Annotated in this window: 13 protein-coding genes; 10 read left to right on the forward strand and 3 right to left on the reverse strand. The window is 27.0% G+C overall.

What is annotated here, in order from left to right; all coding sequences use genetic code 11:
• Positions 1-56 precede the first annotated feature (56 nt).
• Positions 57-2,150, reverse strand: a complete 2,094-nt coding sequence (gene glyS, locus QZ288_RS02045) for a glycine--tRNA ligase subunit beta (RefSeq protein ID WP_295154438.1) — start codon at positions 2,148-2,150, stop codon at positions 57-59.
• A 240-nt stretch (positions 2,151-2,390) separates the two neighbouring features.
• Here glyS and lpxC point away from each other — a divergent pair, with 240 nt between their 5' ends.
• Genes lpxC through hemW form a run of 3 tightly spaced genes read left to right on the forward strand, consistent with a single transcriptional unit; the run spans position 2,391 to position 5,743 of the window.
• Positions 2,391-3,683 (forward strand): UDP-3-O-acyl-N-acetylglucosamine deacetylase, encoded by a 1,293-nt coding sequence (gene lpxC, locus QZ288_RS02050; protein WP_295154439.1) that lies wholly within the window; start codon positions 2,391-2,393, stop codon positions 3,681-3,683.
• 57 nt (positions 3,684-3,740) lie between these two features.
• The gene (locus tag QZ288_RS02055) at positions 3,741-4,595 is read left to right on the forward strand and encodes an RNA polymerase sigma factor RpoD/SigA (protein ID WP_295154441.1); all 855 of its coding nucleotides are present in this window, start codon (positions 3,741-3,743) and stop codon (positions 4,593-4,595) included.
• A gap of 5 nt (positions 4,596-4,600) precedes the next feature.
• A complete protein-coding gene (hemW, locus tag QZ288_RS02060) occupies positions 4,601-5,743 on the forward strand; it encodes a radical SAM family heme chaperone HemW (RefSeq protein WP_295154443.1) in 1,143 nt (380 codons plus the stop codon).
• Here the strand turns inward: hemW and QZ288_RS02065 are convergent.
• Positions 5,735-6,034, reverse strand: coding sequence for a Trp family transcriptional regulator (locus QZ288_RS02065; RefSeq protein ID WP_295154445.1), 300 nt, complete (start codon positions 6,032-6,034; stop codon positions 5,735-5,737). The genes hemW and QZ288_RS02065 overlap by 9 nt on opposite strands.
• 187 nt (positions 6,035-6,221) lie before the next feature.
• On the opposite strand from QZ288_RS02065, the gene QZ288_RS02070 reads away from it, so the two are divergent.
• The 4 genes from QZ288_RS02070 to QZ288_RS02085 all read left to right on the forward strand — a co-directional run bounded on the left by QZ288_RS02070 (position 6,222) and on the right by QZ288_RS02085 (position 8,758).
• Positions 6,222-6,803 carry an ankyrin repeat domain-containing protein gene (locus QZ288_RS02070; protein WP_295154614.1) on the forward strand — a complete coding sequence of 194 codons (582 nt, stop codon included), beginning with the start codon at positions 6,222-6,224 and terminating at the stop codon, positions 6,801-6,803.
• Between the two features lie 103 nt (positions 6,804-6,906).
• Positions 6,907-8,034 carry a DNA polymerase III subunit beta gene (dnaN, locus tag QZ288_RS02075; protein ID WP_295154447.1) on the forward strand — a complete coding sequence of 376 codons (1,128 nt, stop codon included), beginning with the start codon at positions 6,907-6,909 and terminating at the stop codon, positions 8,032-8,034.
• A 12-nt stretch (positions 8,035-8,046) separates the two neighbouring features.
• The gene (locus QZ288_RS02080) at positions 8,047-8,283 is read left to right on the forward strand and encodes a hypothetical protein (protein WP_295154449.1); all 237 of its coding nucleotides are present in this window, start codon (positions 8,047-8,049) and stop codon (positions 8,281-8,283) included.
• Positions 8,237-8,758 carry an aspartyl protease family protein gene (locus QZ288_RS02085; RefSeq protein WP_295154451.1) on the forward strand — a complete coding sequence of 174 codons (522 nt, stop codon included), beginning with the start codon at positions 8,237-8,239 and terminating at the stop codon, positions 8,756-8,758. The genes QZ288_RS02080 and QZ288_RS02085 overlap by 47 nt, the downstream gene beginning before the upstream one ends.
• Positions 8,759-8,786: 28 nt before the next feature.
• On the opposite strand, the gene QZ288_RS02090 is transcribed toward QZ288_RS02085, so the two are convergent.
• A complete protein-coding gene (locus QZ288_RS02090; RefSeq protein ID WP_295154453.1) occupies positions 8,787-9,410 on the reverse strand; it encodes a hypothetical protein in 624 nt (207 codons plus the stop codon).
• Between the two features lie 339 nt (positions 9,411-9,749).
• On the opposite strand from QZ288_RS02090, the gene mrdA reads away from it, so the two are divergent.
• The 3 genes from mrdA to QZ288_RS02105 are packed head-to-tail and all read left to right on the forward strand — an operon-like array spanning position 9,750 to position 14,219.
• Positions 9,750-11,747 carry a penicillin-binding protein 2 gene (mrdA, locus tag QZ288_RS02095; protein WP_295154455.1) on the forward strand — a complete coding sequence of 666 codons (1,998 nt, stop codon included), beginning with the start codon at positions 9,750-9,752 and terminating at the stop codon, positions 11,745-11,747.
• The gene (locus tag QZ288_RS02100; protein WP_295154457.1) at positions 11,740-13,056 is read left to right on the forward strand and encodes an FtsW/RodA/SpoVE family cell cycle protein; all 1,317 of its coding nucleotides are present in this window, start codon (positions 11,740-11,742) and stop codon (positions 13,054-13,056) included. Before mrdA ends, QZ288_RS02100 begins: the two co-directional genes overlap by 8 nt.
• 11 nt (positions 13,057-13,067) lie before the next feature.
• Positions 13,068-14,219: a fused response regulator/phosphatase gene (locus QZ288_RS02105; protein ID WP_295154459.1), complete on the forward strand. Its 1,152-nt coding sequence runs from the start codon at positions 13,068-13,070 to the stop codon at positions 14,217-14,219.
• Positions 14,220-14,347: the final 128 nt, after the last annotated feature.

Consider the following 14,347-nt stretch of genomic DNA (forward strand, 5'->3'; position numbering starts at 1 on the left):
CTTTAAATTAACTTATAACTTCCTTCGTCAGTTATAAGCTGTTCGTTTATCTTTATTTATTTTATCAAGCTGGAAAAATCAAGCATATTTTTGAAAATTTTATCTGCTAAAGAAAGCAAAGCTATGCGGTTATTTTTTATTTTCTCATCTTCCACATTTACCATAATATCTTTAAAAAATTTATCCAATGGCTCATATAAACTTGCAAGCAAAGCGAATGTTTTTTCATATTCTTTATTTTCCATAAGTTTATTAACTTCGCTTAATTTTTCTTTATAAATATTATACAGAGATTTTTCTGCCTCTTCTTTTAATAAAGATTCATCTAAATTAGCATCTTTTGAAGACTTAATAATATTCTTTAACCTTTTAAATACCGCTAAAAGATTAGAAAATAACTCTCCATTTTTATTTCTAAATGCATCAATAGCCTCTATTTTTAGATAAGCGTCATATATATCATCTATACCCGTAGATAAAACTCCAGTAATAGAATCTTTAGCAAAATCAATATCATTTTCAAAACGCGATTTAAAAAACTCAAATATATCTTTTACCAAATCTTCGCTCTTATTATTTCTAGCATCTTTAGGCATAGAATTAAGAGAATCTTCTATTAATTTCTTAAGATTGATATGCTTTTTAGATTTTATAAGTATATTTATAATGCCAAGTGCCTGCCTTCTCAAAGCATTAGGATCTTGAGAGCCCGTAGGTATATCCCCTACATAAAAACCAGCAGTAATATTATCCATTTTATCTAAAATAGCTATAGTTTTACCTGTATCATTTGAAGGTATTTCATCAGAAGCGAATAAAGGCTTATACTGTTCATTTATAGCTAAAGAAATATCATCATTAAGATTCATAGACTTAGCAAAATATCCGCCCATTATACCCTGAAGTTCTGGGAAATTATAAACCATATTACTAACTAAATCTGATTTCATATATTTAACAGCTTTAAGTATATTTTCTTTATCCTTACCATATCCCAATAGATTTATTAAAAGCTCAGAATTCTTCTCAAGTCTTTTTACTTTATCGGAAACACTTCCAAGTTCTTTTCTAAACATAAGCATTTCAAGTCTTTCATTCATTTCGTCCATACCTTTTTTAATATCTTCCTGATAAAGAAATCTTCCGTCTGAAAGCCTTGCTGTTAAAACTCTTATATTTCCTGCTGTTATCTGAGTAGTTTTAGGCTGATTAGCTGTTATCACGAACAGATTAGTTAAAGAACCGTCCTTTTTGCATAATGGAAAATATTTCTGATGTTCAATCATTTCGCTTATTAATACCTCTTTAGGCACTTCTAAAAATTTTGAATCAAATTCAGCTGTGAATAAATGAGGTTCTTCTACTAAATCCGCAACTATTTCGGACACCTTTTTCTTTGAGACAGATTCAAATCCATACTCTTTTTCAATATTTTCAAGCTGATTAATAATATTTTCTAATCTCTTTTCTCTTGATACTATAACATGCTTTTCTAATAATATTTTTTCATAGTCTTTAGGATTATTAATTTCAGTAAACTCAGGAGAAAGAAGCCTATGTCCTGTTAATTTATTATTAGTTTCTATTCCTGCAACAGCAGTTTTAATAATTTCATCGCCGAATAAAGCAAGAACATTTCTAATAGGGCGTACAAAAGCAAAATCTTTATCCCCCCATCTCATTTTCTTTTTGAAATCTATAGATGAAATAATATTTTCTAACTTTTCTTCAAACAGCTTTTTAGTTTCTATTCCTTTTTTTTCTTTTTTTACAAATATATATTTTCTGCCTTTTACTTCTTTTAAATACGGCTTATCAAATGATTCATTTTCATCTATATTTTTTATAGAATCTGCATTAATATTATGAGATTTTAAAAAACCTTCTCCCGCTTTTGTCAAAACTCCGTCTTTTACAGCACTTTCAAATAAAGGTCCTCTAAATTCTATAATCTCATCTTTTGATTTCTCTTCTGCATTTTCTGCCAATACAGCTAATCTTCTAGGAGTAGTATATGAATTGATACAGCTAAAATTAACACCATTACTTTTTAATATATTTTCTACTATCTTTTTGAAACTTAAACTTGCAGGATATGCAAAATCAGCAGGTATTTCTTCAACTAATATTTCAATAAGCAAATCTTTCACTTTAATATCCCTTAAAATAATAATTCAGTATATTTTATATTTAATATAAAAAAAAACAATATTTTTTATAATTTTGTTAACTATTTGTTTATTTTTAAGGTTTTTTTAAAAAATAAGTATTATTTAAAAGCAAATATAATTTATATATTGATTTTATATAATTAATAATATATATTTATATAAATATTATTATGTAAATAGATTATATATATTATAAATAAAAATGTGAGATTTTTTAATATGCAGACAGTAACAACTAAACAAAATATATTGATTATAGATGATGAAGAAGATATACTTACTACATGTCAGAGTATTTTAGAAGGCGAAGGCTATGATGTAGATATAGCAAAAAATTATAAAGAAGCAGAACAAATTTTTAATAATAAAAAAATAAATTTAGTATTTTTAGATGTATGGCTTCCTGATGTAGACGGATTAGATATTTTGTCTTATATAAAGGAGAAATATCCTTCTACAGCTGTAATTATAATGAGCGGACATGCAGGAGTTGAAACTGCTGTAAGAACTACTAAAATGGGAGCTTATGATTTTTTAGAGAAGCCTATCAGCATATCTAAACTTCTTTCAAGCTGCGATGAAGTATTCAGAGAAAATGAAAATAAAAATGAAAGCATTGAATCTAATAATAAAGAATATCATAATATAAAACATAATGAAAAATATAAAATTAAGCAGAGAACTATAGCTAAAAGCATTGTAGTAAGCGGATTTGCTTTAATGGAAGGAAGAAAAACTGCATTAACATTAGTTCCTGCCGATGCTGATACAGGAATAGTTTTTATAGATATAAATACAAATACCCGTATAAAACTTTCTAATGATAATATACTTTCTAAAGATAAATCAGGAGCAGTTAACTCTACTGCATTAGTATCAGGAAACAGATATATAAAAACTACCGAACATTTTTTGGCTGCACTTCATATGATGGGAATAACCAATTTAATAGTAAAATGCGACGGAGAAGTTCCTAATGTAGACGGTTCTGCTTTGGTATTTTGCGATGCATTGAAAGAGGCTGGTTTTGCAGAGCAAGATGCTTATATAGAGCCTATAGTTATAGATGATACTTTAACTTATGGAAATGTTAATGATAATGAAACATATATAATACTTTCTCCTTATGACGGATTTGAAGTAAGTCTCCGCATAGATTTTGCAGGAAGTATAGGCGTTCAGAAATATACATATAGATTTGAAGATTTTAATCAATTTACTGAAGAGATAGGAAAAGCCAGATCATTTAATACTATAGATAATATAGACTATGCACAAAAAATGGGTATGGCTGGAAGCGGTATGATAGGAAGCCATATACTTCTTTGCGATGGAAAAGTGATAAATACTAAACTTCATTTTGATAATGAGTTTGTAAGACATAAAATTTTAGATATAATCGGAGATTTATATATATTAGGCAGACCTATAAGAGGAAAAGTTACTGCTAATAAGTCTTCGCATTCTTTTAATCATTCTGTTGTACATAATCTGGCAAATAGATATTTATAAATTTGATTTAATAATTAAAAATGATATAATTAGTAACCAATTTAAGGGTATTAAGGTATGTCAGAAAGTAGTTTAAAAACTAATACAGAAGAACAAAATAATATATCATTATATTTTGCAGATGCAAAAAAAGAAAGGCTTTTAACTAGAGAAGAAGAAATAGAACTTACTAAAAGATTAAAAGAGGGAGATGCTGAGGCAAGGAATAAACTTATTAGAAGCAATTTAAGATTTGTAATTACTATAGCAAAGCAGTATAAAAACAGCGGGCTTTTACTTGAAGATTTGATAAGCGAAGGAAATTTAGGGCTTATAATAGCAGCTGACAGATTCGATCCTGATAAGGGATATCATTTTATATCTTATGCAGTATATTGGATAAGACAAAGTATTTTAAGAGCTATCAATGAAAAATCGAGACTTATAAGACTTCCTTTAAATAAGGCTATAGATTTGGTGGATTTAGAAAGAGCTGTACATCAATATTATTATAAAAGCGGTTATACTCCTGATGTTAATGAGCTTGCTTCTATATTAAATAAAGATCCTAATGATATTCTTCATATTATGTCTATGAGTACAGAGCATATTTCTCTTGAGGGCGAATATAATTATGACGGTATAAAATACAGGCTTATAGATACCATAGAAGATAAAACTTCTGAAAATGCAGAAGAAATTGCTGTAAATAAAGAGCTTGTAGAAGAATTAAAAACAGCTATTGAAAGTTTATCAGATATAGAAAAGCAAATAGTAAATGCAAGATACGGTATAGATCAGGATAAAAAAACATTAAAAGAAGTAGGAGAAATGTTTTCTTTTACTAAAGAGAGAATAAGACAAATAGAAAAAAAAGCATTAAGAAAAATGCATTCTCAGAAATATAGTTCATTAAAAGATTTCTTAATATAATAAAAATGTCAGGACTTTATATACATATTCCTTTTTGTACATATAAATGCAGTTATTGTAATTTTTATTCTATTGTCAATATGAATAATGAAAATATATATAAAAAATATTCTGATTATTTAATAAAAGAGCTTAAGTTAAGAATTAAAAATTATAATCAAAAAATAGAAACTATTTATTTGGGAGGAGGCACTCCTTCAGTATTGGGCTATGATTTATTAAAATATTTATTAGATAATATATTAAATATTGTTTATAATCATCATAATAAAAATTTAAAAAATACAGATTTAATTAAAGAAATAACAATAGAATCAAATATAAATAATATTAATGAGGAGTATATTAATTTTTTAGAAAATATATATAATATAAGACTTTCTCTAGGCATTCAAACTTTCAATGAAAAAAGCTTATCTATTATAAATAGGCATACTGATAAAAGAGATATTATAAATGCACTCAAATTAATAAATAAATCATCTTTAGAAAATATATCTCTTGATTTTATATGCGGGCTTCCTTTAAATAGTGAAAATCAAATAAGAGATGATATATTATTCTCATTAGATTTACTTGCGAAAACAAAACATATTTCTCTTTATTATTTGGAGCTTACAGAATATCTTAAAAAAAAGTGGAAATATTTAATTCCAAGCGATGATGAATCTGTAATATATTATAAAAAAGCATCGGACACATTGGAAGGACTTGGGTTTAAAAGATATGAAATTTCAAATTACTCTATTTCTAATTATCATTCTATTCATAACAGTAATTATTGGCTTATGAAAGATTATATAGGTATAGGAGTGTCTGCCTCGGGCTGTTATGATAACAGCAGATATAATAATATAAAAATCCTTAAAAGTTATTTTGATTTTATTGATAATAATAATCTTCCTATAAAAGAAAATGAATACTTAGATATAGAGACTAGAAAAAAAGAATTTATATTCCTTTCGCTAAGAACAGCAAAAGGAATAAATATTCATAAATATAATAACTACTTTAATGAAGTATTTTATAATAAGTACTATGAAATTATAAATAATAATAAAGAATATTTTAATATATCCAATGATTATTTATCTATAAAAAAGTCCTATTTTGATTATGCTGATGAAATTAGTATATTATTATTTTGATTTATTTAAAGATTCTTGAAAGTTTTTATCATTTATAAGATATTTATCCACTATTATTGCGAAAGCACTGTCTTCTTTTTTTAATTCTTTAGCTCCTCTTGTTATTGAACAAAGGCTTGCATTTAGATGTTTGGCTATTTCATACTGAGGCATTTTCTTCCTTAAGAGCGTTATTATTCTTAATCTTTGCTGTATCATATCCTGCTCATCTTTTGTAAACAGCTCCGTTAAAAATTTCTTAATAAACTCTTCATCGGTTTCAGCTGCTAGAATATGGGCTAATAGTTCCATTTTTATTTCTCCTTAAAATTATTACTATTAATAATACTGCATTATTAAGTATAGGATAAATATTAATTTTTTCAAGTAAATTTCTAATTATTGTATATAATAATATTTTATTATATATATTACAAATAATGAGCATTAATGTTTTTATATTAAGGTTATTTTTATGAAAAAAATTAATAAAAAAAATATGAAAAAGATTAATAAAAAAAATAAGAAAAACTCAAAAACTATTAAGAAAATTTCAACAAAAGAAAAAAGTAATAATAGTATTTTCATATTACTGCTTACAGTATTTATTATTTTTTCATTATTTATATATATTTACTATAATAAAAACTCTTCAAAAATTTCAAATAATATAAATGAAACTGACTCATCTGGACTTACAATAGTGATGAAAGCATTACTCAATGAAAATGGAAAATTAAGTATTAATGATATAAAGAAACTTATAAGAGACAATAGAAAAAATATAGATTATAAAATAAGAGACAGCAGCAGTAAAACTCTTTTAATGTATGCAGTATTTAACGGAGACACTGAAATAATAAAGGATATATATGAGTACGGCAATCAATTAAATGAAATAGATAATGAAGGAAGAACAGCTTTGCATTGGGCAGTTTATTATAATAAATATAATGCCGTTGTTGCTCTTATAGAACTTGGGGCTAAAGACTATATAAAAGATAATTATTCTCTTATGCCTATAGACATAGCCCAGTACGAAGGATATGAAGATATATATAGATATTTATCGAATTTATAATTACTGCAATTTTGTAAAATATATTGTAAAAAATATTTTTTAATGATAAAATATATAATGATATTATATTTTGAAAAAATTAGTAAAATAAAAAGAGGAAGCAATGAGATTTAGATGTTTAAAAAAAGATATAGTAAAATCTATCGGCGTTACAGAAAATGTTGTTGAAGGAAAAGTAATTTATAATATAGAAAGTAATGTGCTTTTTCATCTTTCCGGCAATATGCTTACATTAACAGCTACTGACGGTTCGGTATGGGCTAGAAGCCGAATAATACTTGATGACTGCGAGGGAGAAGGTTCTGTAGCAGTGTATGCCAAAAAAATAAGCTCTATATTAAAAGAAATGCCTGACGGGCTTATCACAATAAATGTTGAAGAAAATGAAAAAATAAATATAGAATCTGAAAACGGAAAAACTAAACACTTAATCATAGGAATGAAAACAGATGATTTTCCTGCTTATCCTGAAAGCAATAGCGATATCAGTTATATAATGCTTCCTACAAAAGAATTAGTTACTATGATTAATAAAACTATTTCTTCTATAGCTAAAGAACCTTTTAAGCCTGCTTTAAGAGGTATATGCTTTGAAAAAACTGACTCTAAATTCCTTGCTGTTGCCACTGACGGCAGAAGAATGGCTGTAATAGAGAGAGAATTTGAGGGTGTAGAGAACGGCTCTTTTTCAATAATTATAGAACCTAAAGTACTTAATGAAATACTTGTAACTGCTAATTATGATGAAGTTGAGCAGGTAAAAATGGGCGTAGACGGACAGCAGGTTTATTTTCAAGTTGGCAAATATGATTTCGTATCGAGTCTTATAGAAGGAAAGTATCCTAATTTCAGACAGGTTATACCGAAAGAGTTTGCATACAGTTTCAGAGTGAATAAAAATGATTTATTAGATGCTATAAGAAGAATTGTTCCTATGATTAATGATGTCCGTTCAAAGAGAATGATATTAAATGTTTCAGAAGAATCTCTTAAAGTAAAAGGAATAAATCAGGAGATGGGAGAATCTTTAGAAGAAATTGATATAAAATATTCAGGCGAAGAACATTCTGTTGCTTATAATTATACATATATTCAAGATGTTATTAAGCAGATTGATTCTGAAATAGTTACTTTTATGGTTAATAAAGATTCCAGCCCTACTATGGTGAAAGAGATAGAAAGAGAGGATTATTATTATATTATTATGCCTATGAGCATAGGTGAAGATTAAGTTGGGGGAAATATGTTTGAAGTAGAAAATAAATTTTATGAAGAACATATAAAAGAGTTTAGAAAAAAGTATCTAGGTAAGCATATAGTAATAAAAGGTAATGAATTAAAAGGCATATATAATAGCGATGAAGAAGCTATTAATGAATCAGTAAAAACTATGGAATTAGGGACATTTGCTGTAAAAATAGTATCTAATAATAATGATGAAGACACTAATTGGAGATTCTATTCACGTGTCAATTTTTAATAAAAAGAAAAAATACCATTTTGCATTTAGATTAGAATACAATCATATACCTGCAGAATTGAAAACAAAAGTATTAATAAAAAATAAATTTGGATTAGAAAATGAATACGATGCTGTATGGGATACAGGAGCAACTAATACAGCTATTACTCATAAAGTTTATGAAGAACTTAAATTAAAACCTATTGACAGTTATAAAGTAAGAGGAGTAAATAGCGGGATTCATACTGTTGATATTGTATTAATAGATGTATTATTATTAAATAAAGTTAATATAAAAAATATTAGAGCTGGTGTTTGTGATATTGGAGGATGCGATATACTTATCGGAATGGACATTATTAAATTTGGAGATTTAGCAATATCCAACAGAAATAATAAAACAATATTTAGTTTTGCAATGCCGCCTTTTGATAACCCTACAGATTTATTGGAAAAAGCAAATAAAGTTAATAAGAGTAATGGATATTCATAAAAATTAATAAAACTGAGGCTAAAGTATATTATTCATAAATTATTTTTACATTATAAACATTAAAATAATAAGGATATCTGCTGAAAAGTTCTATATCAATGGTTTTTGTATTATTATTTATTTCTTTAAAATTTTTTATTTTCTTGCTGCCATTTAAATAAAAATATATTTTTAAAAATGAGCTTATATTTTTTTTATTTATTTTATCAAAAATATTCTTATTTATTTTTATTGTGAATAGTTTATTTTCTTTTACAGATTTATAATTATGATATCCGTCTGTAATCTCTATATTAAATAGCGGGTAGTATATATTTATTTTATATGTATTTAATATTTTTTCTGACTTAATTATATTTATTTCTAATATTTGTATATTATATTTTTGATTTTGTTTTGTACTTATTTTTAATTTTATATCTGCATCTTTATCGAATGTCTTAATAAATAAATTATTAGTATCAAAGTTATCATTTTCTAAAAATAAATTATAATTATATTCATCTTTATGAAAGCCCATTATATGAGATTTTTCTCTGTATATATCATAGCCCTTATATTTTAAATCGCTTAATTTATAAATATCATCATTCATTACAGAAAAGGCATTTACATAAAAAGCAAATATTATAAAAGAAACATATTTATTCATAGCTATAACCTAATTTATAACTGAATTAAATTATAATCATTTTTTCAAGCCTTAAAACTTTAAAGCAAATAATATCATATATTATAATATAAATATATTTACTGCAATTTTAAATACATTTTCTAAAAATATTAGTCAGTAAAATCTGAATACATAGAAGATAAGCATTTAAATTTTATATAAAGTATTGCAGCATTTTTTGAAATTAATTAACATAATACAAACTAATAAATTAAAAATATATAAAAAAATACCGTTATTTATAGTATTGATAATTTTTTTTATTCAATATAGTATTTATATATTAGCAAAAATTCCTAAAAGGTAAAAGGTTTATTTATGAATTTTTTAGAAATAGAATTAAATAAAGACAAAAAAATAATAAGCGAGGATTTCAAATATAGAAAAAGACTTATAGCAGTATTCATAATATCAGTATTAGTAACCGCTTCATTATTAGTAAGATTATTCTATTTGCAAATAATAAAAAATGAACATTATGACAGCCTTGCAAGAAATAATAAAGAACAAATAATACCTATAGATGCTTATAGAGGCGAAATTTATGATAGAAATGGTATTATAGTAGCAGAAAATATTAAAACATACACTATGTATATGATACCCGTTTATCTGCCTAAAAATTATTTTGAAAGAGAAGAATTATTATATAGAGTATCAAAAGTATTTAATATAGATTTGGGACATATAAAATCTAGTTTGGAAAAAGTATCAAAAAACAGCTATGAATCCGTTGAAATATCAGAAAATATATCAATGTCTCAAATGAGCTATTTAGCTGAAAGATCAGAAGAATATCCGGGAGTATATTACGGAAGCAAATCCATAAGACATTATCCTTTAGGCGAGACTATGACACATGTACTAGGATATATTGGAAATATTTCTCAGGAAGAATTTGAAAGTAAACAGGCTGAAGGATACAGAAGAAACAGTGTTATAGGCAAAGAAGGCGTTGAACAGTTCTATGATAAGGAGCTTAGAGGAATAGACGGATATGAACAATGGATAGTAGACTCAAGAAACAGAGTAAAAGAAACAATAAGTCCTGCTATAGGAAAACCAATACCCGGAAAAAAACTTATACTAAGCATAGATTCTAAAATACAAAAGGATGCAGAAAACTTAATAAGAGGTCAGGTAGGCACTATAATAGTATCTAAACCTACAACAGGTGAAATACTTGCTATGATAAGTTCGCCTTGGTATGATCCCAATATATTCATAGGAAAGATAGATGTGCAAAAATATGCTGAACTTATAAAAAATCCTGCAAATCCGTTTTGGAATAAGGCTATAAGGGGAAGATATCCTCCGGGTTCAACATTTAAACTTGTAACATCTGTAGGAGCTCTTACAGAAAAAAGAATAGGCATCAATACCACAAGATACTGCGGAGGCGGTATGCTTCTTGAAAATCGATTCTATAGATGTACAGGGCAGCACGGTTATGTAAATATGTATAAGGCTATACAATTCTCCTGCAATACATACTTTTATAATTTGGCTTATGAATTAGGACCTAATTTCATAAAAAGATATGCAGAAATGCTTGGCTTTGGAAATGCTACAGGTATAGATTTACCGGGAGAAAAGGTTGGAATCGTTCCTAGTGCCGATTGGAAAAGAAGAAAAATCGGAGAATATTGGTGGGATGGTGACACTATTCAATATGTTATGGGGCAGGGATATATGTCTGCTACTCCTATTGCAGTTCATATGGCAACTTCTGCAATAATTAACGACGGAATAATGTACAGACCTCATGTTGTTAAAGAAATAAGAAGTTCTCAGACAGATGAAGTTATATATAATAATGATAAAGTAATAATAAAAAAATTAGATATAGATAAAAATATCTTTACAGTAGTAAAAGAAGGAATGAGAATGGCGGTAACAGGAGGTACTGCAAGAAACGGAGCATGGTCTCCTAATATAAAATTGGCAGCAAAAACAGGTACAGCTCAGAATGCTCAGGGTAAAGACCATACTTGGGTTACAATATTCGGACCTTATAATTCAAGACCTGCAGATAATATGATAGCAGTGACTGTTATGCTGGAGCATAGCGGAGGAGGCGGAGGAACCACTGCAGGACCTATTGCTACTGCAATGCTTCGCTCTATATTAGGCGGAGAAGATGCTGTAGATGCAAGAAATGTAATATATGCTAGAATGCAGTACATTTATCAGCAGATAAGATTAGCAAGAGAACAGATGAGAGCCTCTCAGGAAAACGGAAAAACATTAGAAAATATTGACGGAGAGCAAAAAGAAGAAAAAAATGAACAAGATGAGAGGATAAAATATGAATGATAAAAAAGAATTAAAAAAACTATTTGTCTTTGATTGGAAAATATTGGCAGCTGTAATATTCTTAATGACTGCAGGAGCTATAGCAGTATATTCATCAACATATTCCCCTGAGTCTGGAAAAACAAGCTGGATGTTCTTGAAATTTATATTTTTCTGTGCCACAGGAATAGTATTAATATTTATCAGTATGTTTATAAATTATACTAAATTAGCTGAACATAGAATGTCTTTATATATACCTATGCTTGGAATTTTAATATTAGTTTTAATACCGGGAGTAGGAACTACAATAAACGGAAGCAGCAGCTGGCTTTTCGGTATGCAGCCTTCTGAGTTTGGTAAAATAGTAGTTATAATATTTTTGGCAGGATATTTGGATCAAATAGGAGATAAAATAAAGGAAGTAAAATATTTTGCTTTAGCTGGTATTTTTATCGCTATTCCTATAGGTTTGGTACTTCTTCAGCCTGATTTAGGTACTGTGCTTGTATATTGTTTTATTGTATTTATAATGCTTTTTGTCGGAGGAGTTCCTACAAGATATATTATAGCTTTGATAAGTATAGGAGTTATAGGACTTTCTATACCTATGTTTTTAGAGTATAAAAGAATGTCTGATGATATCGATAATATACTTTTCAACTTTCTTTCGCAAAGAGTATATATAGGATATTTAGCAGGAATATTTTTATTTTTATCAGCATTGCTTCTTATACTTAATTTTTATATGAATAGCAAATATGTAGGATTGGCATCATTTACATTTTTTGTATTATTTTTATGTGCAGGGGCAGCTCTTATATTTGATATAGGATTGAAAGGATATCAAAAGCAAAGGTTATTAGTATTTATGAATCCTCAGCTGACAAGATTAAGTTCTGGTTATAATATAATACAGTCTCTTATTGCTGTAGGAAGCGGCGGCTTATTGGGAGAAGGCTTTTTAAATGGAAGTCAGTCTCAATTAAACTTTATTCCTCAGCAGGTAAATGACTTTATATTTTCTAATATATGCGAAGAATGGGGATTTATCGGCAGTGCTTTGGTAGTTTTGGCTTATGCTGTAATATTTATAAGAGGAACAATGGCTGCATACTTTGCTAAAGACAGACTAGGTGCTTTAATTGTATCAGGAGTTATAGCTATGTTTTTATGCCATGTCATAATTAATATAGGTATGGTTGTGGGAATGATGCCTATTACAGGCTTAACGCTTCCTTTTATAAGCAGCGGAGGTTCGTCTATATGGACTTTCTCTATATCTATAGGTTTAATATTTAATGTAGAAGCTAGAAGATATGTTCATTAAAAGTTATTAATATGAAAAATAATATTTTAACAGAGAAAGTTTTAATTGCAGACTCTAATATAGATTATGCAAAATTTCTGCAGAATTTTTTAAAAGAGTCAGGCTATTTATCATACATAGCTTTATCTTATGAAGAAGCTATTAATATGGCTTATGATAAAATACCAGACTGTATATTAGTTGATTATATGCTTCCAAATGCAGGAGCTTCAAGACTTTCAGAACATATAAAAAAAGATAATATATTAAAAAATATAGCCGTGCTTTTTCTTACAGCTACAAATAATAAAAGCGAATTTTTAAAAGCTTATAAATGCGGAGCAGACGGATTCTTTTTAAAATCTACAGATACAGATATATTATTATCAAAAATGAAATCATATATCAGACTGAAGAAAACAATAGAATCCAATATTATGTATATGAATATATTAAAAAAAGATATTGAATATGCATCAAAGCTTCAAAAATCCATTCTCTCTTACGGAAATACTTCTATACCTAAAAATGATATATCCGTTTTTCATTATGCCCCTAATGAAGTATCAGGAGACTACAGCGGAATAAAAAGCATTAATGACGGCTGGTATTCTATACTTTTGGCAGATGTATCAGGACATGGCGTTGCTGCAAGTATGCTTACTATACTAATAAAATCTTTTTTCGATTCTCATATAATAACAAATTATAAAAATACATCTCCTTCCAATTTCATAAAAGAATTGAATAAGTTTTTTATAGAAGAAAATTTTGACAGAAGTTTATTTGCATCTGTGTTCTATGCTATATACAATAATAATACAGGGGATTTTATATGTTCATCAGGAGGCTCTCCAAAACCTATATATTATTCAAAAGATTCAGCAGAAGAAATTAATATAGAAGGTCCTTTAGTAGGAATGTCTGAAGACAGCGAATATTCTGAAGTCAGCATAAAATTAAATCATAATGATATAATATTTATATTTACTGACGGAGCTTATGAAATATTTAATACCGAAGGAAAAATGTTCGGAGATGAGCTTTTAAAGAATGTATTTATGAAGCATTCTCATAAAGATGTTAATGTGATAAAAGAAAGTATAATAAAAGAATTAAAGTCATTTTCAAACAATATATTATCAGACGACATAAGTATGATAATACTAAGAAGAACAAATTAACAAAAAAATCAAATATTATTTATTAAATAAAAAAATACAATCTATCAAAATAAATACATCTTTTTTTAAAAAAAATTAGATTTATGTGAATATAAATTTGACATGCATATATATTTTTCTATACTAGT

It is taken from the genome of uncultured Brachyspira sp. (assembly GCF_910578695.1).
Taxonomy (GTDB): Bacteria; Spirochaetota; Brachyspiria; order Brachyspirales; family Brachyspiraceae; genus Brachyspira.